The sequence below is a fragment of the Fibrobacter sp. UWB1 genome (genome assembly GCF_002210325.1).
GTDB lineage: Bacteria > Fibrobacterota > Fibrobacteria > Fibrobacterales > Fibrobacteraceae > Fibrobacter.
The window spans coordinates 168484-193163 of the sequence record NZ_MWQL01000002.1 but is presented as its reverse complement, the minus strand read 5'-3'; the positions used below and the strand labels follow the sequence as shown (position 1 = coordinate 193163).

General features: G+C 52.5%; 23 protein-coding genes and 1 tRNA gene. 14 read left to right on the top strand and 10 right to left on the bottom strand.

The genetic code is table 11. The annotated features are described in order from the left end of the window. Positions 1 to 241: 241 nt before the first annotated feature. Both B7988_RS02285 and B7988_RS02280 read right to left on the bottom strand, forming a co-directional pair. Positions 242 to 964: a M15 family metallopeptidase gene (locus B7988_RS02285; protein ID WP_249268805.1), complete on the bottom strand. Its 723-nt coding sequence runs from the start codon at positions 962 to 964 to the stop codon at positions 242 to 244. 101 nt (positions 965 to 1065) lie between these two features. Next, positions 1066 to 3435: a hypothetical protein gene (locus B7988_RS02280; RefSeq protein ID WP_088656682.1), complete on the bottom strand. Its 2370-nt coding sequence runs from the start codon at positions 3433 to 3435 to the stop codon at positions 1066 to 1068. Positions 3436 to 3496: 61 nt separating this feature from the next. On the opposite strand from B7988_RS02280, the gene B7988_RS02275 reads away from it, so the two are divergent. The 4 genes from B7988_RS02275 (at position 3497) to B7988_RS02265 (ending at position 6286) form a co-directional block, all read left to right on the top strand. After that, the gene (locus tag B7988_RS02275) at positions 3497 to 4276 is read left to right on the top strand and encodes a nitrilase-related carbon-nitrogen hydrolase (protein WP_170930516.1); all 780 of its coding nucleotides are present in this window, start codon (positions 3497 to 3499) and stop codon (positions 4274 to 4276) included. 220 nt (positions 4277 to 4496) lie between these two features. Further along, on the top strand, positions 4497 to 4628 hold the full coding sequence (locus B7988_RS15370; protein WP_255369282.1) for a hypothetical protein: 132 nt from the start codon (positions 4497 to 4499) through the stop codon (positions 4626 to 4628). Positions 4629 to 4645: 17 nt separating this feature from the next. Further along, complete coding sequence (locus tag B7988_RS02270; protein ID WP_073320869.1) at positions 4646 to 4999, top strand: hypothetical protein; 354 nt, start codon at positions 4646 to 4648, stop codon at positions 4997 to 4999. 27 nt (positions 5000 to 5026) lie between these two features. Further along, on the top strand, positions 5027 to 6286 hold the full coding sequence (locus B7988_RS02265) for a phosphotransferase (RefSeq protein ID WP_170930515.1): 1260 nt from the start codon (positions 5027 to 5029) through the stop codon (positions 6284 to 6286). Here the strand turns inward: B7988_RS02265 and queA are convergent. From queA to gltX, 4 genes are all read right to left on the bottom strand, one after another. Beyond that, entirely contained in the window at positions 6283 to 7329 is a 1047-nt protein-coding gene (queA, locus tag B7988_RS02260) for a tRNA preQ1(34) S-adenosylmethionine ribosyltransferase-isomerase QueA (RefSeq protein ID WP_088656679.1), read from the bottom strand. The genes B7988_RS02265 and queA overlap by 4 nt on opposite strands. A gap of 1 nt (position 7330) precedes the next feature. Beyond that, on the bottom strand, positions 7331 to 8323 hold the full coding sequence (locus B7988_RS02255; protein ID WP_073320860.1) for a WYL domain-containing protein: 993 nt from the start codon (positions 8321 to 8323) through the stop codon (positions 7331 to 7333). A gap of 9 nt (positions 8324 to 8332) precedes the next feature. Then, a complete protein-coding gene (locus B7988_RS02250; protein WP_088656678.1) occupies positions 8333 to 9505 on the bottom strand; it encodes a BON domain-containing protein in 1173 nt (390 codons plus the stop codon). A 191-nt stretch (positions 9506 to 9696) separates the two neighbouring features. Next, complete coding sequence (gene gltX / locus B7988_RS02245) at positions 9697 to 11169, bottom strand: glutamate--tRNA ligase (protein ID WP_088656677.1); 1473 nt, start codon at positions 11167 to 11169, stop codon at positions 9697 to 9699. Between the two features lie 117 nt (positions 11170 to 11286). Here gltX and B7988_RS02240 point away from each other — a divergent pair, with 117 nt between their 5' ends. Both B7988_RS02240 and ispD read left to right on the top strand, forming a co-directional pair. After that, a complete protein-coding gene (locus B7988_RS02240) occupies positions 11287 to 12729 on the top strand; it encodes a sodium:alanine symporter family protein (protein ID WP_088656676.1) in 1443 nt (480 codons plus the stop codon). A 97-nt stretch (positions 12730 to 12826) separates the two neighbouring features. Then, positions 12827 to 13510, top strand: coding sequence for a 2-C-methyl-D-erythritol 4-phosphate cytidylyltransferase (gene ispD / locus B7988_RS02235; protein ID WP_088656675.1), 684 nt, complete (start codon positions 12827 to 12829; stop codon positions 13508 to 13510). On the opposite strand, the gene B7988_RS02230 is transcribed toward ispD, so the two are convergent. Next, the gene (locus tag B7988_RS02230) at positions 13507 to 14931 is read right to left on the bottom strand and encodes an SO_0444 family Cu/Zn efflux transporter (RefSeq protein WP_170930514.1); all 1425 of its coding nucleotides are present in this window, start codon (positions 14929 to 14931) and stop codon (positions 13507 to 13509) included. The two genes, ispD and B7988_RS02230, sit on opposite strands and share 4 nt — an antisense overlap. Then, a complete protein-coding gene (locus tag B7988_RS02225) occupies positions 14932 to 15219 on the bottom strand; it encodes a metalloregulator ArsR/SmtB family transcription factor (protein ID WP_249268804.1) in 288 nt (95 codons plus the stop codon). 173 nt (positions 15220 to 15392) lie between these two features. Here B7988_RS02225 and galE point away from each other — a divergent pair, with 173 nt between their 5' ends. The 8 genes from galE to B7988_RS02185 all read left to right on the top strand — a co-directional run bounded on the left by galE (position 15393) and on the right by B7988_RS02185 (position 22801). Next, positions 15393 to 16412, top strand: a complete 1020-nt coding sequence (gene galE / locus B7988_RS02220) for a UDP-glucose 4-epimerase GalE (RefSeq protein ID WP_088656673.1) — start codon at positions 15393 to 15395, stop codon at positions 16410 to 16412. A gap of 94 nt (positions 16413 to 16506) precedes the next feature. Beyond that, positions 16507 to 16579 (top strand) — tRNA-Gly (locus B7988_RS02215). Positions 16580 to 17280: 701 nt separating this feature from the next. Continuing rightward, positions 17281 to 17691, top strand: a complete 411-nt coding sequence (locus tag B7988_RS02210) for a helix-turn-helix transcriptional regulator (RefSeq protein ID WP_073055934.1) — start codon at positions 17281 to 17283, stop codon at positions 17689 to 17691. Between the two features lie 6 nt (positions 17692 to 17697). Next, complete coding sequence (locus tag B7988_RS02205; RefSeq protein ID WP_088656672.1) at positions 17698 to 18984, top strand: type II toxin-antitoxin system HipA family toxin; 1287 nt, start codon at positions 17698 to 17700, stop codon at positions 18982 to 18984. A 65-nt stretch (positions 18985 to 19049) separates the two neighbouring features. Further along, a complete protein-coding gene (locus B7988_RS02200; protein WP_073320832.1) occupies positions 19050 to 20207 on the top strand; it encodes an HRDC domain-containing protein in 1158 nt (385 codons plus the stop codon). 56 nt (positions 20208 to 20263) lie between these two features. Then, positions 20264 to 20839 (top strand): 5-formyltetrahydrofolate cyclo-ligase, encoded by a 576-nt coding sequence (locus tag B7988_RS02195; protein ID WP_088656671.1) that lies wholly within the window; start codon positions 20264 to 20266, stop codon positions 20837 to 20839. 24 nt (positions 20840 to 20863) lie between these two features. Next, positions 20864 to 21739 (top strand): RNA methyltransferase, encoded by an 876-nt coding sequence (locus B7988_RS02190; protein ID WP_249268803.1) that lies wholly within the window; start codon positions 20864 to 20866, stop codon positions 21737 to 21739. A 27-nt stretch (positions 21740 to 21766) separates the two neighbouring features. After that, positions 21767 to 22801, top strand: a complete 1035-nt coding sequence (locus tag B7988_RS02185; RefSeq protein ID WP_141225530.1) for a PorT family protein — start codon at positions 21767 to 21769, stop codon at positions 22799 to 22801. Positions 22802 to 22997: 196 nt separating this feature from the next. On the opposite strand, the gene pheS is transcribed toward B7988_RS02185, so the two are convergent. After that, on the bottom strand, positions 22998 to 24020 hold the full coding sequence (gene pheS, locus B7988_RS02180) for a phenylalanine--tRNA ligase subunit alpha (protein ID WP_072801315.1): 1023 nt from the start codon (positions 24018 to 24020) through the stop codon (positions 22998 to 23000). A gap of 8 nt (positions 24021 to 24028) precedes the next feature. Further along, the gene (locus B7988_RS02175) at positions 24029 to 24667 is read right to left on the bottom strand and encodes a GNAT family N-acetyltransferase (RefSeq protein ID WP_088656669.1); all 639 of its coding nucleotides are present in this window, start codon (positions 24665 to 24667) and stop codon (positions 24029 to 24031) included. Between the last annotated feature and the right edge of the window lie 13 nt (positions 24668 to 24680).

Genomic DNA, 24680 nt, shown 5'->3' with positions numbered 1-24680 from the left:
CTTTTCAAATTGCGCAATACTTTTAGCCTGTACAAAATCTCTCAAAAAGCATTTGACAACCGAAAAGAAGGCGTTTCGTACAGGTCTAACAAGCTCAAGTATACCATTCAACCTGTACCAGCAGCAAAATAATCTTCATTTTTTCAAAAAATCGAAAAATAGTACAGGCCTTTTCCACCATCGCACCTCATCTAGCCTGTACAGCCCCTCAAAAAGAATTTAAAACAAATTAACTACACCGTTAAAGCGGAAACTTCGGATAGTTTTCGCGCACGTACTTGCTGGGGTACGCGTTAAAATGCCACCACTCGCTGCCGAGCGGCACCCAGCCCGCCCCCTTCATAATCTTGCGGAGCTTGTTGCGGTTATCCACTTGTTCCTGCGTAAGCCTGCCGCTCTTTAAAGCTTCCGCTTCGCCGACTTCGCCCGCGCAGCGTTCAAAAGAATCAAAGTCCGTGCCCATGTCAAGCAAGTTGCCATCGGCATCGGTAATGCTCAAGTCAAGCGCCAAGCCAAAGTTATGGAGCCCGCCCGTGGCCGGCGACGACACGTAGGCAGAATAGGGCGTTCCACGCACTGTCTTTCGCAAAGCCTCTTGCGCATACAGCGGGCGCGACGCATCGAAAATCACAAGTTCGGAACCCGGCATTTCACGTTCCATAATTTTCACAGCCTTGCGGAGTTTTGCCGCGGCATCTTTATGCACAAAGGCTCGCTGCACGCCGCAGTACAAGTCATGGCCTGTCACGTTATTGAAAGTCGCATAACGCAAGTCCATGCGCACGCCCTTCAGGCGCGTAATTTCGACCATGTTGGAATCTGCCATCGCAAATTCAATCCACTTTTTGACAGAACTGCAATAACGCAAGGGCTTATCGGGCTTCGGCGGAACAAACAGAGAATCCGTCTCATGGGCAAAAGCCATGGCACCCAGAAAAAGTACTGTCAGAAGTATCCGAAACATAAGTCCAATCAAAATATCAATGTGAAATGAGAAATGAGGAATGTGAGATGTATTATTTTCCATCACACATTTCACATTACACATCATTCATCTTCAAACAACTAGATTCCCAGCTGTACTTCGACACCGAATTGCACGTACAGGCCCATGCCCTTGGCAATAAACGGCACCAGGTCATAGCCATCGTTAATGTCTTCGTTATTGTCGCGGGTCACCCAAGAACGTTCGCGGGCGTTTTCGCTACCCAGGAACTTGAGGGCATCGACATCCAGGTTTGCAAAGATATTATCCACTTCCACGTAGAATCTTGCCGTCCTGAAGAAGCTGTTGTTCTTGCCAATCAAATCCAGGTTCACGCGGGCATCCGTACGGAACATGTCCGTGAAGTCATGGAAATCCTTGAGGCGACGGGTACCGTTGCTGCGGTCCTTCGGATCAGACGGCATGATTTCGTAGTAATAAAGAGGACGGTGCAATGCTGCGTGGTGCGTAATGATAAACGAAAGAATCGAGTCCTTACGCGGGTAATAGCGGAAATGCGACAGAATATCCAAGCGGGAGTTCGCTTCCCACGGGAGTGACTTGCCACCATCGAGTTTGTATTCACCATACACGGAGCTCACGTTCGTCGCCATCGAGAAATGGTGAGAAGTCTTGAGTTCCATCGTGGCAGAAGCACCTGCCACCCAGGCGTAGTCAATCGGTGTTACGTCTTCGTACTGCGCAAAAGCCTTAGGCATCGGGAGCAGCGGATCCGGGTAGTAACGGCCAAAGCCGGAACCCTGAGCCACAAAGTACTTGGAGTTGTAACCCAAGCCGAGCTTGCCGGACACGCCCGATTCCAGGCGACCCGTCAGATCGCCGTCATCATAATAAGGCTTCCAGTCGCTGCGGTAAGCGGCGTTTGCAATCAATCTCCAGTAAGCAGTGTCCACATGAGAAAGGTTCTGGTCAAAGTCGAACGAGGCTGTCGGAGCCGCTTCGCGTTCTCCCAAGTCGGTCACCGCACCCACAGAAAGAATCTTCTGAGAAAAGTCGCTCTGCCAGTTCATGCGGCCGGCACCCGACCACACGCCCGCATTAAAGTCATCCGTAATCGAACCACCGTAATCCTGGTAACTACGTTCCACGAAGTGGTGTTCATAAAGCAAGGCCCAGCTCAGCTTGGAGCCCAGGATACTTCCCTTGAAGTTTTTGTCGATGCCGCCTGTCAAAGTCGTATGGGTCTGTTCGTAACCGTCAATATAGGTGGCAGCTTCCTTGGAATTAGCCGTATTGCGGAATCCCTTCGTATCGCGGAGCGTATCGCCCAGCACTTCGCGAACCACGCCGGCGTGAGCCGAGGTTCCGAAGCGGGAATTGTATTCGGCACCTACCACCAAGTACTGCTGCTTGCCTTCGATAATGTCGATCGAGTTCACCTCGTTATAAGAGGTCGCGGTATCCTGGTGCACGCTGTATTCATCGGAGCTATACAAGGTGCGCAAGGCCCAAGTGTTGCCGTTGGTGTCAGAACCGTTAAACTGGGCATACACGTCAAAAGCGGTCAAGTCGTACGGATCAGAGGTTTTCACGTTGCAGTCGCTGCCCGAGCATTCGGCACTGCGGTCCTTGCGGAATTCACTAAAGAACTTTTCGCCCATGTTCTTGAGCATTTCGTCGTCGAGTCTGCGGAAAGAGAACCTGAAGCTGTCCCAGAAAAGCCACGGTGCGTCGACCACCACTTCTTGCAAGGCAATGCCGGCCGTTCCACGCAGCCCCCAGTCTCCCTTGGTCTGTTCGGGAATGTACTGCACAGACGTTGCCAGGCCCTGACCGATCGGGCCTTCTCCGTAATGGTCATGAATTTCGATTGCACTCAGGATATGCGGGTTAATCACCGAAAGGTTGCCCGGGAACCCGACATCCAAGTGGCGCATGTTCGGCACGCGGAGCCTGCCCAAGTGGTAAGCCACGTCGCTTGCACGGGAGCCCTCGTAGTAAAGAGCGCTGCTAAAGTCTTTCTGGCCCGAAATTCCCGGCATCTGGCTCAGGTGTTCCGTCACGTCAAAGCGCATGCCGGCTGCATCTTCGAGCTTGTCAAGATTCACCTTGCGTTCAAAACTCCATTGCACCTTGTCGCCACCGCCACCGATCACAGTGCTTGTTCCCAGGTTGCGCACATCGGCAGTCGTCTGCATGGTAATCACCATGTCGAACAAGTCGGCAAAGTCCTGTAGTTCCACCTGCACGCTATCGAAACCGTCTTTTTTAAAGATAAGCACCGCATTCTTGGAATCGGCAGTCAATTCGAATCGACCATCGGAATCGGTTTCACCGAGCTTCTTACCCGAGACATAGGTAATCGTCGCATTCTTAATCGGCAAATCGGTTTCGGATTCCAGAACCACACCCACAATCAAGGTCGGGGTCGCGGCAAATATGGCTGCTGCAAAAAGCAGTACGAAAACAAACAGGGAGCGTAATCTCATATTTTTTAAAATAGAAAAAACTAAGTTCTTAGTTCTACCAACTAAGTTCTATATTTATAGTATGCTCGATATTTACTTGGTACAAATGGACGTCGCCCCGAACGACAAGGCAAAAAACTTCGCCAAAGTGCGCGAACTGACCGCCAAAATCCGCAAAAACGCAAGCGACCCCGTGCCAGGACTTATCGTTTTGCCCGAAATGTTTGCCACGGGCTACTTGCCCCTACACCCGGAATCTGCTGCCGAAGACTTTTCGACGAAGGATTCCGGCGAGACCGCAAAGTTGCTCTACGAACTTGCAAACCAAACCGGCTGCACCGTCATGGGGGCGGGCATTGCAAAATCCAACGGCACGCTCTTGAACCACAGCAGCGTCTACGTTCCCGAATGCGCACAAGAATTCGCGCACTACGACAAGCGCCGCCCCTTCTTCATGGAACAAGCGAAATTCAGTGCCGGCGAAAAAGTTAATTTATTCAAAATAGCAAATTGGAATACGGCAGCAACCATTTGCTTTGACTTGCGATTCCCGGAACTTTACCGCGACGCCGTCAAGGCAGGGGCAAGACTTATCACCGTTCAGGCAGCATGGCCACTCGCACGCATTGCACACTGGAAAACCTTGCTACAAGCCCGCGCTATCGAGGACCAAGTATACATGGCCGCAGTCAACTGCACCGGTAGCGAACTAAACGGCGGTAACTCCATGATAGTCAACCCCAAAGGCGAAATCATCGCAAGCGCAAACGGCCAGGAAGAATGCATTGTCTACGCGCGAATCGAGTCAGCTCCGCAAGAAGAATACCGCATCAAATTCCCTGTTTTGAAGGACCTTTTGTAACAGTTCGTTAACAAAAGTGACCTGCATTTTTCTGTAATCTATATCACATTTCCCCTAAAGAAAGTGAATGGACCTAATTCACGAACTATCAACAAGTTAGGCCCAATATACCCGTAAACACGAAAAAAATTGCATTATTTTTGACATTGAAATGTCAGAATTTTATTGTATCTTTATTGGAGTAAACAAATCGACAGTGTCTTAACGTGTGAGGTAAGTTATGTCGAACACAAGCAGACTCCAGTATGCGAAGGCGCTAATCAAGGCCGGCATTACACGCGAACTGATTCTCAAAATCACGTCGATTTCGAGCTATCAGTATTCGCAAATCCAAAGGGAACTTGCGGCCTAAGGTTTCGTACTTTGAAAATGGTGTTAGTTATACCAGCGCAGCCCGCCACCTCGAACGAGGAAAGGCAGGCTGTGCTTTTTAGTTGCTTTAGGGACGGTTCCCTATTGCTCGACGCCAAAGACGGTAAAAAGCCAGCCCGTTTTTACCTCAAACCAAGCGACCTGTTTCCGTGGGATCAATTCCTGCCCAAGCTCCTCGTGAACTGGCAACTGTCCGATTTTAAAGATATTCCCAAGGAATTCCGTCCACAAAAACGCATTCCCGAATTCGTACTCGAAGGGATTCTCAAGGAGCCTCTCGAAACACAACTCAAGATTCTCGCCACGCTGCGCGCCCAAGGGTATTTTCCACCGCTTAAGGCCAGAGGCTAATGTGAAATGTGTGATGCGAGATGTGCGATGATTGAGGACATTTCAAGAAAACGCTGGTTCATGGGCAAAGGGCAGGCCATCCGTCAAGTCAGCGAAATGGATTCTGCCGAAATCGCGGGCGTACAACTCCAGATTCTTAAGGTTGAATTCGAAAACGGTACAAGCGACCTGTACGCCACCATGAGCGACGAATCTAAAGCGGGCGCCCTTCTCGCCGAAGGTTTTGGAAGCGTTGCCGCAATCCAGGCGTACAAGGCACGCAACGGGTTTTTCAAATTCCAGCAGTTCGCAGAACTTGACCGCGTGTCGCTCGCAACAGCAACCCCGCTAGGTGCCGAGCAGAGCAATTCCGCCTTCTATGTCAAGGGCAAGTATTTTTTCAAGATGTTCCGCCGTCTACAGGCAGGCATTCACCCCGAACAAGAAATCCTCTCGCAACTGAACGCGACCCATTTTGACGGTGTTCCGCAACTTCTAGGATTCATCGAATATCAAGATTACACCGCAAGTTACGCTATCGGCATTCTCGAAAATCATATCGAAGACGCAACAAGCGCTTGGGATTTGATGGTCCGCACACCGAGCGAGAAAACGCAATCCGGCAGCCAGAACTTTTTTGCAGACGCCGCACTTGAACTCGGGCGCACCACCGCCCAAATGCACAAGGCACTCAAAGATTTAGACGGCACCGCCCCGCGGGCCGAAGAAGTTCCCTTCGACAAATTGATTGCCTTACTGCAGGCAAACGGGAAACAGGATTTGGTGGCGCGAGTGGAAAAACTGAAGTTGCAAACTCAAGAGGAGATCCCGGGTCTAGCCCGGGATGACAAACAAAAAGCAAGTGCATCTAGATGCACCGAAGACCCCCGCTTTCTAGTACCGCAGCGCATCCACGGGGATTATCACTTAGGACAGTTGCTTTATAAAGACGGCAAGTTTATCGTGCTGGACTTCGAAGGCGAACCCACCCGCACTCTCGAATACAGGCGCAGGTTCCGCTCCCCCGCCGCCGACATAGCCGGCATGCTCCGCAGCTTCGCCTATGCCAGCGCCGTTCGGCAAAACAACGCGACAGAAAAATGCCGCGGCGGAAAGGAATTCGAGCAATTCACGGCCGAAGCCTTCTTGCAAGGCTACAGCCGTGAATCCGGCATTTCCGTTGCGCAATTAAAAGAAGAGGCCTCGCCCTATGTACTGGGCAAGGCCATCTACGAAGCTTGTTACGAACTGGAATACAGGCCAGACTGGTTCTGGATTCCAGAAGCAGCCCTAAAAAGCGGACTCTAAAGAATCAGCATTCCATCGCCGTAGCTGAAAAGTTTCATCTTGTTTTCAACAGCCATTTTGTAGGCTTCGAGGGTGTTTTCACGGCCATAGAATGCCGACACCAGCAAAATGAGGCTGCTTTTCGGCCAGTGGAAGTTGGTCAAAAGGCCGTCCACAATCTTGTAGCGGTATCCCGGATAAAAAAACGCATGGGTAATTCCCTTTTGCGGTTTCAGGAATCCGTTTGCATCGGCAATCGTTTCGACAACGCGGGTACTCGTAGTGCCCACGGTTACAATGCGGCCACCTTCACGTTTCGCCTTGTTGATGATGTCGGCGTTTTCGGCGGTGAGTTCGTAATGTTCGCCGTGCATTTTGTGCTGGGTAAAGTCTTCCACCGAGATATTCTGGAACGTACCCGGGCCCACATGCAGCGTGACTTCGGCAACGTAAACGCCCTTCGCTTTGAGGGCTTCGAGCATTTCTTCGCTAAAGTGGAGGCTTGCCGTCGGGGCAGCCACCGCACCGGAATACTTCGCAAAAATCGTCTGGTACGCTTTCTTGTCGTCTTCGTCATCGGGGCGGTCAATGTAAGGCGGCAGAGGCACGTGTCCTTCGCGGTTCATCACCGCTTCAAGTTCCACCGGCGTCACCGCAAAACGCAGCACGCGAGCGCCGTCTTCCTTGATGTCTTCGACAACGGTCTTGACACCCGCAATATCGAGCTCGCGACCAACCTTGAACGCCTTGCCCGGGCGTACCTGCGCCTCGTAGCGGGCAGAGCCATCTTCGGCCGGAATCAAGGCCTGCACCAGGAGCGTTTCCACTTCGCCGCCGTGCATGGTATGGCCATACAAGCGGGCCGGAATCACCTTGGTGTTATTCACCACCAGACAATCACCCGGCTTAAAAAGGTCGACAATTTCAGGAGCCTTCAGAATATGGCGTTCACCGCCATTTTTCGGGCAATGCAGAATGCGGGTTTTCCCCTTGCCAGCCGTACGGCTGGCAATCAGTTCCTTGGGGAATTCAAAATTATAGTCAGAAAGATTATGCGATTCCATTTTAGGCATCCATCTCAGCGAGAGCCTTTTTCAGCAACTTCTTCACGCTTTCTTTAAGCGATGCGGGCTTAAGAATGCGGACTTCGCCCGCATTGCCCATCAGCCAGTTCAAAAAGTCCGGCGTCACGTGAAGTTTCATATCAACGATCATATTCTTGTTCTTGTCGAAACGCTTCGAAATTTCGGGGTAGAAATGCGAACGTTCGAACTGCGACTGCAACCATTTGGATGACGACTTGATTTCAAGAGATACATCTTCGGGAGTGCCCTGGCCAGAATACTTGCCAAAGCAGTACTTGTAATGCAGTTTGGCATCGAACACGAACTTGGGCATGGCATGATTCGTTTCGGTTACGCTATCAATGCGTTCAAAAACATAATTCTTGAAAGCCTGGTTACCCTTTTCATCCATTTCGCCAGCCACCAGGTAAAGCGTGTCTACGCGCATAATTACCTTGACCGGGTTCACTTCCAGGGTCACCTCTTCGGCGTCCGTATGGCCCTTGCCGGAGGGGCGGTAATGGATCTTGATGGAAAAACCGTCGTGAATTGCCTTGAGCACGCGATTGACCATGGTATCTTGCAACTTGTCGTCGCTGAAGGGGCCGTAATCCAGAACGTAATCTGGGTCCGTCGAAATCGCCTCGGGCTTAAAGTCTTCGGGATTCGTGGTCTGCATGGTCTTGATGACCTTGTCCAAAAGCTTGACCGTCTTGATATCGGGAGCGGAACTCGTCGGCAGGTTTTTCTTGATTTTTTCAAGCTGTTTTACGACTTCCTGATTGAAGTTCGCTTCTTTATCGGTCTGAATAATGTAGAAGGTTTCCCCGTTTTCCTTGAACTTGCGGAGTCCGCAATTTTCTTCGCTGATTACTTCCAAATGGCGGAAAATGGTACGCGGGCCACAACCCATTAGACGAGCCAAGTCATTTACCGTCTGCTTGACCTTCAGCTTGCTTTTAATCGCATTAATTTTTTCGTAACCGGTAGCCATAGGCACCTCCTATACAATTCTTAAACGGTTTTCGATAGACGTCGTCTTCACATTCTTGAGGAGCGTCGCAAAGGCAAGTTCCTTTTGCAACCGCGAAACTACACTCCCTTCCAATAAATACCTGCGATTGTTGCAAGATATTCTAACATTCGCTCCGCGCAAAAAAGAACTCGACGCAATTTCCGATTCCACCTTTTGGCAAACGTCTATATTTAACGGATCGTAAACCTCTGTCACCAGGCAAATCAAGTCGCGTACGCCCGGAATTTCGGCCAGGCGGTTTTCCAAGTCCTTCGGGCGTTCGTTTTCGTAACAGCACACCTCAACCTGCACCTTGCCATCTTGCACACTTACCTTGCAATCGAACAGGCGCGTCGTCGAAGAATCCAGCTGGTCGTACACAGATTTTTCAATCTGTTCGTCGGTCATAAAAGGCGGCACAACCACGCGGGTAAAGTCCACGCAGCCGCGCACCTTGGGTATAGCGTTCACACACTTTACCACCGCCCGCTGGATAGACAGATTCTCGACAAGGCCATTCAAGTAAATAATGCCCTGTCCCGCTTCTACCGAAATTTTATCGCAATGTTCCGGGAATACCTGGGCAAGCTTGCCCTGCACCACGGCACAAAGTTTCTCGTTCGACAAATTCTGCGCCAACGGCGGGAGCGTAATAAACACCAGCGTATGGTCTTTCAGCAAAACGGCGAGTTTGTCTTTTTCGCCATCGTTCACTAAACCAACGGCAACTCCGAACTGGTCACGAATGGCATGGTAAATGCAGTCGCCCAAAAGCGTCTGTGCGCTCTGAATCGGCAACAAACGATACCCTTCAGGCGACTCTTCGTCTTCTATTGAAACTCTCGGCTTTTCAATTCTTTGAAAGGGGCCGCCGTCATAAGTGACAACCAAAATCAACTTGTCAGGCGTCTGGAAAATGCTCTTGACAAAGCCTGGCTTGGGTGCACCTTTAAAGTAAACCCAGTCGCCCGCCTTGATGCGGTTGTAGCCGTAAATTTTGGTATAATCGCGGTTGACATATTCCCTGTTGCAAAAAACGAACTCGTTCGAAAATGCGACAAACATGGTGCCGCAAGCATCGCAACAACATAAAAGAGGAATATGCGGATCCATTCCACCAAAGGTTGAATACGCCTCGCGGGCAAATACGCCGTGTTCCACTACCTTCTGGCAGCGCCGGCAGAAAAGCCTTTGAGAGTACAACCGATGTGGAAACTGAGAACGCATAGGTTAGTGGTTGGTGGTTGGTGGTTAGTGATTAGTAGGAAGTAAGCAGTAGACAGTAGGAAATTTTTATAATCGCGGCGTAACCGCCTAACCACCCCTGTCTACTAACCACTGTCTACTGTTTACTACTTCATAAGCGGCATTGCGACGTCGATGCGGCGCAGAACTTCGTCCTTGCCGATGATTTCGAACATTTCCCAGAGGCCCGGGCCTGCGGTCACGCCAGAAACAGCGAGACGCGGCGCACCCACGAGTTCACCCACCTTGTGGCCGCAGCGTTCGGCGAGGTCATAGAATCCCTTCTCGATGACTGGCGTCTTGAAGTCCTCTATGGAGGCAAGCATGTCGCGCACGAGCGTCGCCACTTCTTTGGAGCCTTCGCCGAAGTGCTTCTTCACACCCTTCTCGTCGTAGGTGGTCGGAGCCACAAAGAAGTACACTGCCATGTCGGCCAGGTCCTGCACAAAGTGGGCTCGCGGCTTGAGCTGCTTCACGATTTCGTCGAGGCGTTCTTCCGGTTCCTTCGAGAGGTCAATGCCCTTGGCGACCAGACCTTCCTTCATGATGTTCTTGAGGAAAGCGTCATCGCACATGTGGATGTGCTGGCCGTTCATCCACTGCAACTTCTTTTCGTCGAAGCTGGCAGACTTCGGGTTGATGCGTTCCAGCGTAAAGCTTTCCACCATTTCCTTGATGGTCATGACTTCGCGGTCGTCACCCGGGTTCCAGCCGAGGAGAGCGAGGTAGTTCACGAGAGTCTCCGGCAGGTAGCCGAGGTCGCGGAAGTCGCCCACGGAGGCGGCACCCTTGCGCTTAGAAAGCTTGCCGCCGTTCTTGTCGAGAATCACCGGCAGATGGCACCATACAGGCGGCTGCCAGCCGAAAGCCTTGTACAAGAGTTCGTGCTTGGGCGTAGAGCTAATCCATTCATCGCCGCGGAGCACGTGAGTGGTACCCATCAGGTGGTCGTCCACCACGCTTGCAAAGTGATAAGTCGGGTAACCGTCGCGCTTGATAAGCACCAGGTCGTCCAGAAGTTCGTTCTGGTAGCTGATGTGGCCGCGGATCATGTCGTCGAATTCCGTGACGCCAGTTTCGGGCACCTTGAAGCGGATCACCGCTTTTTCGCCGGCAGCAATGCGGGCTTCGGCTTCTTCACGGCTAATATTGCGGCAGTGACGGTCGTAACCCGTGACCGGCACATGGCTCTTTTCCTGTTCGGCGCGGACTTCCTGCAGGCGTTCTTCGGTGCAGAAGCAATAGTAGGCGCAGCCGGCATCCAGAAGTTTCTTGATTTCGCGGTGGTAAATGTCCAGGCGTTCGCTCTGGAAGTACGGGCCGCAGTCACCTTCGCAACCCGGACCTTCGTCCCACTGCAGGCCAAGCCACTTGAGGTCGCGCATCAAGTCGTGCAATGCAGTTTCGTTGTAACGCTTGCGGTCGGTATCCTCGATACGCAGGTAGAACGTGCCGCCCATGTGCTTGGCAAAAAAGTAGTTGTAGATAGCGGTGCGCGCACCGCCCACATGCAGGTAGCCCGTGGGGCTCGGGGCAAAACGGACGCGGACAGGACGGTTAGAATTGCAATTTTCGCACATAATTTCCTCTTTTGTTTATTCCGTGTCAAAAAATAGCAATTTAAAATGACTCCAGATTCAACTTTTCTATCTTTGGGGCCGTTAATCGAAACAGCCACCCTTTTCTACGGGATTTCTATGGAGACTCTAAATTCCATTTTAGATGCAATTGACGGCTATGTTTGGGGAGTACCCCTGATTGTCATCGTTCTCTTCGTGGGTTTCTTGCTCACGATTCGCCTCGGTTGCCTGCAGGTTTTGAACTTGCCGAATGCCATTCGTTACATGTTGCACAACGAAAAGGGCGGCGATGGCGAAGTTTCAAGTTTCGGAGCACTCTGCACGGCTCTTGCAGCCACCATCGGCACGGGTAACATCGTGGGTGTCGCCACCGCTATCGGTACCGGTGGCCCGGGCGCCCTCTTCTGGATGGAAGTGGCAGCTTTCCTCGGCATGGCCACCAAGTATTCCGAAGGCCTGCTCGCCGTCAAGTACCGTACCGTCGATCAGGACGGCAAAGTTTTGGGCGGCCCCTTCTACTACATCGAAACAGGCATCAAGGAACGCTTCGGCTGGAATATGAAATGGCTCGCAGTCCTGTTCGCGATTTTCGGCGTACTCGCAGGTCTTCTCGGCATCGGCACGATTACACAGGTGAACGGCATTACAAGCGCCATGGCCCGCCTCACCCCGAACGCCCCTGAATTCATTAACATCGGCGGCAATTCCATTTCTTGGACGACGGCGATCGCCGGCATTCTCGTTACGATTTTTGCGGCAACCGTTATCATTGGCGGTCTCAAGCGCATCGCTAAAGTTTCGACCTATATTGTCCCGATTATGGCAATCGTTTACATTCTCGCCTGCGTGCTCTTGCTGCTCTTGAACTTCGCCCAGATTCCGCTTGCCATCCAGACGATCGTGCAGGCCGCATTCAACCCGAGCGCCATTACCGGCGGCGCCGTAGGAACCATCTTTATCGCCATGCAGAAGGGCATCGCCCGCGGCATCTTCAGTAACGAAGCGGGCCTCGGTTCTGCCCCGATTGCAGCCGCTGCCGCAAAGACCAAGGAACCGGTTCGCCAGGGTCTCGTCTGCATGACCGGCACCTTCTTCGACACCATTATCATTTGTACCATGACGGGTCTTGCTATCGTGGTTTCGGGCGCATGGGATCCTAAGCTCGGTCTCGAAGGCGTGAACATCACCATGGAAGCCTTCTCTCGCGGACTCGCCATTGTTCCGGCCGGTTCTATCATCGCACCGTTCTTCCTCGCCATCGCCCTGGTGTTCTTCGCATTCACCACGATTCTTGGCTGGGCATACTATTCCGAAAAGTGCCTGCAGTACCTGATGGGAGGCAAGAACGCCAAGGCAACGCTGATTTACCGTTGGGTGTACATCGCCGCTATCTTTATCGGCCCGTACCTCACGGTAAGTGCCGTATGGACTAGCGCCGACATCTTTAACGGACTCATGGCCTTCCCGAACTTGGTCGCCTTGATTCTCTTGAGCGGAATTGCCGCCAAAGAAACCAAGGATTACCTGGAACGGCTTCACAACGGACACGTGGGCGACTAATTAGTTCGGATTTCGGAATTCGGAGTTCAGAATTAGAATTTCGAAGTTCATTTTTTTAATTTGGAAATGAAGCGAATATATTTCGTCGGAAGGTTTTATGTTGGATTTTAAAGGCAAATTTGCGGCGGTGCTCCCGGCGGGGGGACTCGGCAAGCGCATGGGCGGAAACATTCCCAAGCAGCTTTTGGTTCTGGGCGGCAAGCCCGTTTACCGTTACAGCCTCGAGACCTTCCTTTCGATGGATGAAATCGCCGAAGTCGTGATGGCCGTGCCCGCCGACTGGAAAGACCACTTTGAAAAGGATTTTTCGCACCCGAAACTAAAAATCGTCGTGGGTGGCGCAGAGCGTTGGCAGTCCGTGGAAAACGGCGTGAACGCGCTCACGAGCAACGCCGAATTCGTACTGGTGCACGATGTGGCGCGTCCGTTCATCAGTAAAGAAATCATCCTTGACGTTTGCAAGACGCTTGTCGAAAAAGGCAGCTGCCTTGTGGCAAAGCCCGCCGTTGACACCATCAAGATTGCAAAAGATGGATGCGTGCAGCAGACCATCGACCGCAACACCGTATGGATGGCGCAGACCCCGCAGGCGGCCTCGATTGCCTTACTGAAAAAGCTCTACGGGCGCATTGCCGCAGAGCCTTTAAACTTTACCCCCACCGACGAAGCAAGCATCCTCGAATATTTCGGCGAAAGCGTCTACATCGTGAAGGGCAACAACCTGAACGACAAGCTTACGACTCCCGAAGACTTCGAGATTTTCGCAAGCCGCACCCGTTAAATTTTTCCGACGAATTCAAATCCGGCTTCATCGACCGCCTTCTTGAGAGCGGTTTCGTCTATATCGTCTTCGTCATGCCATTCCACGCGGAGTTCTTTTTTCGCGACATCGGCTTCAGCCGAAATCACGCCGTCTAAAACCCTTACGGCTTTTTCGACGCAAGCCTTGCAGTGACTGCAGCTCATTCCGTTCACGCGATAGAATTTGACTACAGGCCCCTCATGATGATGTTCGCCATGTTCGTGATCATGGCAATGGCATTCGCCTTCACCTTCGCAGCAGCAATCATGATCGCCGCAGCCGCAATGCCCGCAGTCACACCCCTTATGTGCAAACTTCGCATAAATAATCAGCGCTGCAAACACGACTGCGCAAACGTAGTCAAATACGCCAAGTGCGCCGTGACCGTGACATTCCGCAGAACCGTGCGGGAGCATCGAAGCAAGGAACGTATCCATCAGGAACGTGTCGACCACAAAGCCAAAGAACATAGCTCCAAGTGCAATCGAAACAAGGTAGGCCGCGAGAGTGCGCTTGCCAAAAGCCTTGCCCACGACCAACATGCTTGCGATACTTGTGGCAGGGCCCGCCATCAACAGCACCAGGGCCGCCCCCGGCGTAATGCCTTTTTCTACAAGGGCCAACGCCAGCGGAATGGAGCCTGTGGCACAAGTGTACATGGGCATGGCAAGCACCAGCACCACCAACATGCAAAGCAACGGGTATTCGTGCAGGAACAAGAAGAAATCATCCGGAACAAAGGCGGCAATCAGGGCACCGAGCAAAAGGCCAATCGTCAGCCACTTGCTCACATCGCCAATCATGTTTACAAAGCCGTATTCAAAAGTTTCTTTCAACTTTTGCGCAAAAGACTTTTTCGCATGCTCATCGTGATCATCATGGCCGCAGGAACAATGGTCGCCTTCACAATCGCAGTGTTCGTGATGCTCATGCTCGTGAGAATTTTCAAGCACGGCAACACCCGTTTCAGGCTCGTTCTTTGTGACCAAGTTAGTAAACACGCCGCCAAGCATTGCCGTTACAAAAGCGGCCACCGGGCGCAAAATCGCAAACGGTCCGCCTAACAGCGAATACGTTGCCAAAATAGAATCTACGCCTGTCGCAGGCGTCGAAATCAAGAAGCTCACGCTCGCACCCTTACTTGCGCCTTCTTTACGGAGCGCAATCGATGTGGGAATCACGCCGCAGCTGCAAATCGGGAGCGGCACGCCAAACAGCGCAGCCCAAAGCACCGACTTAAAATTCGACTTCGCAATCTTTGGCACATACAAGTGATTCGGCACCCACACATGCAAAATGCCCGCAAGCAAAAAGCCGAGCAAAAGGAACGGCGCCATCTCCGAAAACAGCGTAATGAATTGCCAAACAAACTTTTCCAGAATTTCTAAAACAGCAGGCATTTACTTACCCTTCTTGTGCAGAATATGTGTGAGACCCGTATTGAAAATCAATCCGATATGTTCATCGTCAAGCGAATAGAACATCTTGCGACCATCGCGACGCGGCTTGACCAAGTTCGCCGTACGCAAGATTCGCAGCTGGTGGCTTACCACGGACTGTTCCAGATTCAGTTTTTCAGCAATATCGTTCACCGAAATTTCGCCCGAGAGCATCAAATGGATAATGCGGATACGCGTGGTATCGCCAAAGAACTTGAAAAACTCCGACAGTTCGAAAAGAACATCCATCGAAATATCATTTTTCGCATTTTTTATATATGAACAAGTATTCATATTTTCATATATACATTTTTTCAAGCGTTCCGTCAAGGTCAAAAACCGAAATTCGCCCCATTTTCTTAAAAATTTCCATCTTTTCTCCCCCCCATTTTTGTATTTTTAGCCAAAAATTGAGGTTTTTAATGAAGATTGCAGTGATTGGTGGCGCAGGTTATATTGGCAGCCACACGATTATCGAACTTTATAAGGCAGGCCATTCCGTTGTCGCCGTCGACAACCTGGTTAATTCCTGCGACGAATCGCTCCGCAGAGTCGGCGAAATCGTCGGGCAAGAAATTCCCTTTATCAAGGCAGACGCCCGCGATGCAGCCGCCATGGACAAGATTTTCAAAGAAAACCTCTTTGACGCCTGCATCCACTTTGCAGGGCTAAAGGCCGTGGGCGAATCGGTCGCCAAGCCGCTGGAATACTACGAAAACAACATGAACGCAACCTTCGTGCTGTTGAACGCCATGCGCAAAAACGGCTGCAAGAACATCATCTTCTCGTCGTCGGCCACCGTGTACGGTAACCCCGCCGAAATTCCCATTACCGAAAACTGCCCGAAGGGCGCCATCACCAACCCCTACGGACAAACGAAGTCCATGCTCGAAGAAGTGCTCCGCGACGTGCAGAAGGCCGACCCCGAATGGAACGTGGTACTGCTCCGCTACTTCAACCCGATCGGCGCACACCCGAGTGGCCGCATCGGCGAAGACCCCAACGGCATTCCGAACAACTTAATGCCTTACATTACGCAGACCGCCGTGGGCATCCGCAAGGAACTCGGCGTGTTCGGCAACGACTACGACACCCCCGACGGAACCGGCGTCCGCGACTACATTCACGTATGCGACCTCGCCGCAGGCCACGTGAGCGCGCTCAAGGCCATCGAAAACAAGTGCGGACTCGCCATTTACAACCTGGGTACAGGCCACGGCTACTCCGTGCTCGACGTGGTGCACGCCTTTGAAAAGGTGAACGGCATCAAGGTGCCCTACAGCATCAAGCCCCGCCGCGCAGGCGACATTGCCACCTGCTACTGCAACCCCGAAAAAGCCTACAAGGAACTCGGCTGGAAGGCCCAGTTCGGCATCGAAGAAATGTGCCGCGACGCCTGGAACTGGCAAAAGAACAACCCGAACGGTTACCGCAAGGGATAACGGCCCCAAAAGCCGCGTTCCGCAAAAAAATTCATTTTTTGCGTCACCATCCCCTTGACACCTCCGCCCAATTATTCTATAATTGGGCAACCCCGCGGGAATAGCTCAGTTGGTAGAGCACGACCTTGCCAAGGTCGGGGTCGAGGGTCCGAGTCCCTTTTCCCGCTCTAAAACGAAAAAGACACCTATATGGTGTCTTTTTTCGTTTTATAACACGGGAAGGGACCCGGCACCCTCGAAGAGGGTGCGACCAAATTCTTTTTTGGGCGAAGCCCGTGAAAAGAATTTGGAGCTTAACGCGAACGAAGTGAGTGTTGAGCCCGTAGGGCGGCAAGCCAGCCGCGTAGCGGAGACTGGCGCAGCCGCAGTCCCTTTTCCCATACGACGAATCACATAATTTGGCTCATGCACGAAGTGCGGAGAGGCAAATTATGAGCTTGAGGCAAGCGCAGCTTGCATCGAGCCCGTAGGGTTAGACCGCAACCTTGCGCAAGCAAGGAATATTGCGGGCTAACACTAAACAACGAGGCGCACGAAGTGCATGCGAGTTGTTTAGGACTTTGAGCGAAGCGATAAGCCCGTCAGGGTGAGGAGCTAGCCGGTCGCAGACCGGAGACTAGCGACGAATCAATCCCTTTTGACGCCTACGCTTCGCTGCTTACCGCGGCGTCACTCGGTCATGACAAAATGCGAGCATTTTGTCGCGACACTCGTTTAGCACGCTTTTCCCACTCTTTTTTATAAAAATTAATTCACTAAATCTAAAGAATAACTACGTAATTTCTGTAATAATTCACCAAATCTAATGAAATACTATTGTTTTTAGATTCAATTTTTATTATATTCAATTTAAACAACGGGAGAAAATATGGCGATATACAAAGCACAAACCGACGAGTCCGCACTAGCCCTACTAGGGAAACGTATGGCGGCATTCCGCATAAGAAACAACTGGACACAAGCCCAGCTCGCCCAAATATCCGGAGTCAGCAAGGGAACCGTAGAACGCATTGAACGCGGCGATTCAGTCCAGGTGTTAAACCTAGTTAAGGTACTACGGGCCTGCAATATGCTCGAGACTTTCTTGAGTATATTCCCGGACGATTCTCCCTCGCCCATGCAACTTTTGCAAATGGGGCAAATCAAAAACCGCCAACGCGCAAGCTCTCCTCACAAGAAAAGCACCAGCGAAAATTCCGTCGCCGACAACTCCGCTCAATATTCAGCCGCCGAAAGCCCTGCCAAGAACAAGCCCTGGGTATGGGACGAAGACAAGTAACGCATTATGATTGCAGTCGAAGTAAAACTCTGGGGAACGACCATCGGCGCGCTTTCTATGCTCGAAGGCGAGCAAACAGCGCGTTTCGAATACGCCCCTAATTTTATCGGAGCAGGAATAGAACCTTCTCCTATAGTAATGCCCGTATCCAAGCAAATTTATTCGTTTCCACTGCTGTCAAAGACATTCCATGGACTTCCGGGACTTTTCGCAGACAGCATCCCCGACAAATTCGGCAACAGAGTCATTGACGCATGGCTTATTCGGCAAGGCCGGCTCCCCGAAAGTTTTACCGCCCTTGAGCGCCTGTGCTACACAGGGAATCGCGGCATGGGGGCGCTGGAATTTTTCCCCTTGCAAGGCCCCGATTCTCACACAGACGACTCCCTGGATATAGAAAACCTGCGAATTTTCGCCGCCGAAGTATTGAATCAACGAAAGCGGTTCTCCACAAAAAAGCTCAGCAAAAAAAACACAAAATCCTTCGAGGACATTCTCCGGGTAGGAACCTCCGCTGGAGGCGCCCGCGCGAAAATCCTCATCGCCTATGACGAAGCAACTGGCGAAATGCGTTCAGGCCAGGTGGCCACAGACGCGAACTTCGGCTACTGGCTTTTAAAACTCGACGATGTGGAACAAAACGGCGACAAGGAAAATGCAGACCTGTTTGGGTACGGCGCGATTGAATACACTTACTCGCAAATGGCCAAGCTTGCCGGTATAGACATGACCGAATGCAAGCTGTACGAATGCGCCGGACACAGGCACTTTATGACCCGACGGTTCGACCGACTGCCGGGCGGGAAAAAGCTGCATTACCAGTCGCTATGCGGCCTTGCCCATTACGACTTCAACATGCCCGGCGCCTACAGCTACGAACAAGCCCTGAATATCATCAAGCTGCTAGGCCTCGGCTACGACGCACTCGAAGAAATGTTCCGCCGTGCGGCATTCAACATCTGCGCCCGCAACCAAGATGACCACGCCAAAAACATCGGGTTCTTGATGGACAAAAGTGGAGCGTGGAAACTCGCTCCCGCATTCGACATGACCTACGCCTACAATCCGCAAGGTCTATGGACCGGCACTCACCAGATGACATTCAATGGCAAGCGAGACAATTTCTCGCTAGACGATTTCAAAGCGGTCGCAAAATTTGCAGGACTGCGACAGGGGCGCTATAAAAAAATTCTCGATGAAGTCAAAAGCGCCGTCACCGAGTGGCCCAAACTTGCAAAGCAAAACGAAGTCCCCACAAGAATCATCCGCGCTATTGCGGCTGCGCACCGGTAAATTTTTTCCGCAAGATTAAGCAAGCCCCCCTTTACCCAAAAATTTTATTACATTTCACCCTACCGATGCAAGACGAGAAATACATCCTGGTAGATAGCGAAGAATCGCTCGCGAATTTGCTCGCGGATTTGGAGCTGTACGAAATGGCCGCCGTCGATACCGAGGCGGATTCCATGTACCATTATACCACCCGTCTTTGCCTGATCCAGATTACCATCGGCGAACACCACTACATTGTGGACCCGCTGTGTGGGCTTGACCTTGCCCCTTTGTTCAAGGCCCGCGCCATGCAGACGCTCATTTTCCACGGCGCCGACTACGACTTGCGACTGCTGTGGCAGACTTACGGATTCTCGCCCAAGCAGATTTTCGACACCATGCTCGCGGCAAAGATTCTGGGCGAAGATCACTTGGGCCTTGCGGACTTGGTCCGCGAATACTTCGGTGACGAACTCAAGAAAGAAAACCAGCGCGCCGACTGGACCACGCGACCGCTGCCGCTCGAAATGTGCGAATACGCCATCCACGACACGTTCTACCTGCACGAACTCTGCGCGATTCTCGTAGAAAAGTTGCAAGAAGCTGGCCGCATGAGCTGGCTTACCGAACAGTGCGAAGCCCTGATCGAACATGCCAAGCACCCGGCACCGCAGAGAAAGGACCCCTGGCGTGTCACGGGATCTGCTCCGCTTTCGCCGTGCGCCCTGAACGTGCTCAAGTTCCTCTGGGAATGGCGCGAAAACCAGGCCCAGGAACTGGACCGCCCGCCCTACAAGGTGATGCCGGTGGAACTCATGCTCGCCATCGCCCGCCGCAGCGAGGCCAATTTCCCGACCGTGGACTTGGAAAAATTGCCGAAGCTCCCCCGCAATTTCCGCGACGAGCGCCTGGATTCGTTCGTGAACATGCTGCAGACGGCCGTAGCCGTTCCGCAATCGGACTGGCCCGAAAGACTCCCCAAGGCCCCGCCCCCGCCGGTGGTGCCGAACTCCGACCTGCTTTCGGTACTCAAGACCTGGCGCGACCTGAAGGCCGAAGAACTGGAGCTTGACCCGTCGCTCTTGGCCAACAAGGCGCAGCTCATTTGGCTAGCCGCTCCGGGTGACATGCCCTGGGAGGCCCGTTACGAAGAGGCGCACCTCATGAACTGGCAGCGCGTCCTGTGGACCGAAATTTTGCAACAGAACCTGCCCAACGCAAAGCGCGTAGGCGACCCCGACTAATTTTTTACGACTCACCTTAACCGCCCGCTACTGGACAAATCCCCCGCAGGCATACTATGGAATCTGTACTTCTCGTTTCTGCCTTACTCCTTTTGATTTTCGGCTCCAGGCCGCTTTTCGAGATGTTGCGCAAAAAGCGCGACGGCGAAGAACTCATCGGAAACCCGTGGGAAGAAATCCACACCATCAAGGGCTACAGGGAATCGCGCAAGGTGGCGGCGTTCTACCCGCTCACGGGCGAACCGAACATTATGCCGATTATCAAGCAGCTCGCCGACGAAGACCGTCTGCTGCTTCCCCGCTGCACGGGCCCCACGACCATGGAGTTCTGCCACGTGCAAAGCCTCAAGAAAGATTTGGTCAAGGGCAAGTTCGGCATCATGGAACCCCGCGGCGACATTCCGGCCTACGAGGGCGACTTCACCGTGTTCCTGGTTCCCGGCACCAAGTTCAACTTGACCGGCGAACGCTGCGGACACGGCAAGGGTTACTACGACCGCTTTTTGGCAAAGCACCCGAACGCCCACAAGGCAGGCATCGCGACTCCCAAGCAGATTAGCGTCGAGCCGCTTGTGCAAAAGCTGACCGACATCAAGATGGACCAGATTATTATTTGTAGGGAAAAGCCCTAAGGATTTTAGATAAAGGATTGCATTATGGCATTCAACAAGAATTCCGATAAGGAAACAGAATTCGGTATCATTCGCCACAACTTCAAGGACCGCGAAGGCTTTACCCGCCGCAAGACCGATGGCGACCGCCGCACAAGTTTCGGCGACCCCGATGGCGCTCCGCAAACCGCTATCGGCGGCATCCGCGAAGTGACCGACCTTCTGGAACGCAGCCCCATGCAAGTCCACCGCGTGCTCTTTATGCACCAGTCGGGCAACCCCAAGCTCTACGAACTGCAGAAACTCGCGAAGCGTGCCCATGTGCACGTGCAGCAGGTGGATTCCAAGGTGCTCAGCAGCTATGTGCAGCAGCACCACGGCGTGGTTGCCCTCCTAAACGAAAAGGAACTTCTGGTTTGGGAAGACATCCGCGAAGAATACTTTGCCGCCAAGCAAAAAGGCGAACGCAAGCTGATCGCCGTAGGCACCAACATCGAAGACCCGCGCAACCTGGGTGCCTGCATCCGTAGTGCTCTCGCCCTCGGCGTAGACCTCTTGATGCTCCCGGCCAAGGGCATGTGCGGCATCACGCCGGCTGTCGCCCGCTCTGCCGCAGGCGCACTCGACAAGATGAAGATTTGTCGCCCGAACAACCTGGAAGCGGCTGTGGGCGAACTCAAGCTCGCGGGCTACCAGATTCTGGGCCTCGATGCCGACACCGAGACGAACCTCGCCGGCTTTGAATTCAGCGACCAGGCGGTCATTGCCGTCGGTGGCGAAGACGTGGGCCTTCCGCCCTTTATCCGCAAGCAGTGCGACGCCGTGCTCCGCATTCCGATGATGCCCGAAGCGCACTCCTACAACGCCTCGGTAGCCCTTTCGCTCGGCCTGTACGAATACGCAAGACTACGCATCAAGTAAGCTTGCCGTTTCACAAGGAGGCTTTCTATGCGAACCCGATCAATACTTCTATTTGCATGCTCGCTAGTATTTGCTCAACCCGACGCAAATCTGCAGCAGATGCCTCCGCAAGCGTCCCCCGCACCGCAACAGCAAAATGATTCTCCTGTTATGTATGGGACCTATGTCCAGTACAACGCAGCTCCTCCAGCGGCAATCCCAGACAGTATCGCCAAACGAGAGGCCGCGATAAAAGACAGCATTGCCGCCGAACGCGCCAAGGAAGATTCGCTGAAAAATGTTGTGTGGAATCAAATGGAAAGCAGTTCCCTTTTCGCGGGGTTCCACATTTCCTTTGGACTTGCAGGCATATACAACAGCGAAAAGGTCAAGGGACGCTACACCCCCGGTTCCAAAAGCGAAAATTATGCAGACCCATTCAAGGGTACAATAGGCTTCACCTTTGACTTAGGTCTAGCGGGGATGTACAGACCGATCAAGTATGCAGGACTCTTTCTCGAAGCAGATTTTCGACTTTCCTACTACTCACGAGAATCGGACGACTACTGCATCGATGTTCAGAAATTCGGAAAGACCAAATGCGAAGCTCTTGACGAAGACTTCCTGTTAATCGGATTCGATTTTCCCCTGCTGTTAAGAGTCTACCCGACGAGAAACTTCTTCCTAGAAGCAGGTCCCAGTTTACGCCTGAATGTATATGGTTCCAGATCATTGTCCGAAGATATCGACTGGAGCATTTCTACAGATGATGACGAAAACAAGAAAAACGACTCTTATCGGGAAGACCTAGGAGGATGGGATTGCGAAACCGCCAGCTACTCCCTCGTTTTCGGATTCGGCTACACCACGGTCGCCATGAGCGAAACGACAACCCTGACAGGAGGGACCAAGGTATCACCAGTTCCCGTCGAATTAGCATTCCGTGTCATTGTCGACCAGACAAACCTGGAAGAACAGGATGCCGTTCAACTGAATAAGAAATACGGAACTTACCGCGAAGCCTCCACAGCCCGTAGCTGGTCCATCAACCTATCCTTCACCGTTTTCGGCGGAGTTTGGTAGACCACTAAATGCCTACTACGAAGCCCACCCCGAAGAAAAGTACAGATAACGAAAAACGGGCCTCGCGGTCCGTTTTTTATACTCAAAGCGAGCTGTAAGCGAGCTATACAAGACTTGCCAATTTATTGGCTTAGTCGTTGTTATGCCCTATGGGTAGACCTCATACCTCAAAGGGCAAAGCCCGACCTCGCACCGCTTAGAACTGGCTCAGGAATCTCTGGTCGTTGCTGGTCAGGAGGCCGATTTCCGGAATCGCGTGGCGCAGCATGGCGATACGGTCGAGACCGAAGCCGAAAGCAAAGCCCGTGTACTTCTCGGAATCGATGCCGCAGTTCTTGAACACGTTCGGGTCCACAGAACCGCAACCGCCGATTTCCATCCAGCCGGTTCCCTTGCAACGACGGCAACCCTTGCCACCGCAGAACACGCAACTCACGTCCATTTCGGCGCTGGGCTCCGTGAACGGGAAGAAGCTCGGGCGGAAACGCGTCTTGACGCCTTCGCCGAACAGCTTGTTCATGAACACCTGGAGCACGCCTTTGAGGTCTGCAAAGCTGATGTTTTCATCCACCACCAGGCCTTCGCACTGCTGGAACATCGGGGCGTGGGTCGCATCGTTATCGACGCGGAACACGTGGCCCGGAGCAATCATGCGGAACGGCGGCTTGTGCGTTTCCATGTAGTGGATCTGCGTGCCGGAGGTGTGCGTACGCAACATCACCTTGTCGTCCACGTAGAACGTGTCCTGCATGTCGCGGCTCGGGTGGTCAGGAGGCGTATTGAGCGCCTCGAAGTTGTACCAGTCCGTCTCGATGTCGCGACCGAAGTCCACTTCGAAACCCATCTGGCTGAAGAAGTCGATAATCTCTTCGCGCACGTCGTAAAGCGGGTGCGTCGAGCCCGCCGGAATGCCTGCACCCGGGAGCGTGGTATCTACAAAGCCGCTTTCCAGCTTCTTCTGGAGGGCGGCCTGGTTCGCGGTCTCGATAGCCTTGTCGATTGCCTCGGAGACGGCGACCTTAAGTTCGTTCACGAGCTTGCCGTAAGCCGGACGTTCCTCGGCGCTCAAGCTACCCATCTGCTTCATGAGGTCGGTAACGGCCCCCTTCTTGCCCAGGTACTTCACGCGGAGGTTATTGACGGCTTCTTGGTTCGTAAGGTCGGTTTGCGCAAGTTCTGCGTCAAACGCCTGCTTCACATTGTTAATAGCTTCACTCATAGTGGCCGTTAATTTAGAATTTTTTTCATGCTCCAGCTGCCGATTTTCCGGCCGTTGTGCTCAATTTCACATTCGTGAAAGACCTCGTAGCCGCGTTTGCTGTAAAAAGCGAGGTTTTCCCGGGAATTCGTAAAAAGAGCCAACTGCTTGCCACCACGCTCCCGCACGTACTCTTCCATATAAATTAAAAACTGCGAGCCGACTCCCTGCCCCTGCGCAGACGGGTCCACCTCGAGCATGCTGAGATACCAGATGTCCGGTCCTGATTTCTGAAAATCGTGGCAGGGCTTGCTGGCGTTTTCGTCCATAGCTATGAATCCGTTGATATCGCTCCATTTCGTATTAAGGTACACACGCCAGAAACCGTGTATAATGTATTGGAATGCGGAAGGTTTCTTGAAGCCAGGGGCTTCCAGTGTTGCGCGTGCAACCAGCTTGCCGTCCCGATGCGCCGCCAACAAATCAGCCTTTCCATAGCACGTTTTTAGGACGCATTGCATAAAAATCTGCAGTCCATTTCGGCTTTTTTCCCTATCAGGGAAATAGAGCGTGACGTAGTCATAATCTTCGTACGCCCGGGCCATAATTAGGCCCGCTTCGTCGAGTTCTTCGCGAGTCTGTAACCCGAATTCAAGTTCTGTTGCCATATAGAGATCCCCT

What these genes read in the sequence shown, in the direction of transcription:
- B7988_RS02265 (WP_170930515.1), top strand. Translation starts at nt 5,027, where the DNA reads ATGATTGAGGACATTTCAAGAAAACGCTGGTTCATGGGCAAAGGGCAG.
- B7988_RS02275 (WP_170930516.1), top strand. Translation starts at nt 3,497, where the DNA reads ATGCTCGATATTTACTTGGTACAAATGGACGTCGCCCCGAACGACAAG.
- B7988_RS02195 (WP_088656671.1), top strand. Translation starts at nt 20,264, where the DNA reads ATGGAATCTGTACTTCTCGTTTCTGCCTTACTCCTTTTGATTTTCGGC.
- B7988_RS02240 (WP_088656676.1), top strand. Translation starts at nt 11,287, where the DNA reads ATGGAGACTCTAAATTCCATTTTAGATGCAATTGACGGCTATGTTTGG.
- B7988_RS02285 (WP_249268805.1), bottom strand. Translation starts at nt 964, where the DNA reads ATGTTTCGGATACTTCTGACAGTACTTTTTCTGGGTGCCATGGCTTTT.
- B7988_RS02185 (WP_141225530.1), top strand. Translation starts at nt 21,767, where the DNA reads ATGCGAACCCGATCAATACTTCTATTTGCATGCTCGCTAGTATTTGCT.
- B7988_RS02175 (WP_088656669.1), bottom strand. Translation starts at nt 24,667, where the DNA reads ATGGCAACAGAACTTGAATTCGGGTTACAGACTCGCGAAGAACTCGAC.
- B7988_RS02270 (WP_073320869.1), top strand. Translation starts at nt 4,646, where the DNA reads ATGGTGTTAGTTATACCAGCGCAGCCCGCCACCTCGAACGAGGAAAGG.
- B7988_RS02210 (WP_073055934.1), top strand. Translation starts at nt 17,281, where the DNA reads ATGGCGATATACAAAGCACAAACCGACGAGTCCGCACTAGCCCTACTA.
- B7988_RS02230 (WP_170930514.1), bottom strand. Translation starts at nt 14,931, where the DNA reads ATGCCTGCTGTTTTAGAAATTCTGGAAAAGTTTGTTTGGCAATTCATT.
- queA (WP_088656679.1), bottom strand. Translation starts at nt 7,329, where the DNA reads ATGGAATCGCATAATCTTTCTGACTATAATTTTGAATTCCCCAAGGAA.
- pheS (WP_072801315.1), bottom strand. Translation starts at nt 24,020, where the DNA reads ATGAGTGAAGCTATTAACAATGTGAAGCAGGCGTTTGACGCAGAACTT.
- B7988_RS02200 (WP_073320832.1), top strand. Translation starts at nt 19,050, where the DNA reads ATGCAAGACGAGAAATACATCCTGGTAGATAGCGAAGAATCGCTCGCG.
- B7988_RS02205 (WP_088656672.1), top strand. Translation starts at nt 17,698, where the DNA reads ATGATTGCAGTCGAAGTAAAACTCTGGGGAACGACCATCGGCGCGCTT.
- B7988_RS02225 (WP_249268804.1), bottom strand. Translation starts at nt 15,219, where the DNA reads ATGGATGTTCTTTTCGAACTGTCGGAGTTTTTCAAGTTCTTTGGCGAT.
- B7988_RS02280 (WP_088656682.1), bottom strand. Translation starts at nt 3,435, where the DNA reads ATGAGATTACGCTCCCTGTTTGTTTTCGTACTGCTTTTTGCAGCAGCC.
- galE (WP_088656673.1), top strand. Translation starts at nt 15,393, where the DNA reads ATGAAGATTGCAGTGATTGGTGGCGCAGGTTATATTGGCAGCCACACG.
- ispD (WP_088656675.1), top strand. Translation starts at nt 12,827, where the DNA reads ATGTTGGATTTTAAAGGCAAATTTGCGGCGGTGCTCCCGGCGGGGGGA.
- B7988_RS02255 (WP_073320860.1), bottom strand. Translation starts at nt 8,323, where the DNA reads ATGGCTACCGGTTACGAAAAAATTAATGCGATTAAAAGCAAGCTGAAG.
- B7988_RS02190 (WP_249268803.1), top strand. Translation starts at nt 20,864, where the DNA reads ATGGCATTCAACAAGAATTCCGATAAGGAAACAGAATTCGGTATCATT.
- gltX (WP_088656677.1), bottom strand. Translation starts at nt 11,169, where the DNA reads ATGTGCGAAAATTGCAATTCTAACCGTCCTGTCCGCGTCCGTTTTGCC.
- B7988_RS15370 (WP_255369282.1), top strand. Translation starts at nt 4,497, where the DNA reads ATGTCGAACACAAGCAGACTCCAGTATGCGAAGGCGCTAATCAAGGCC.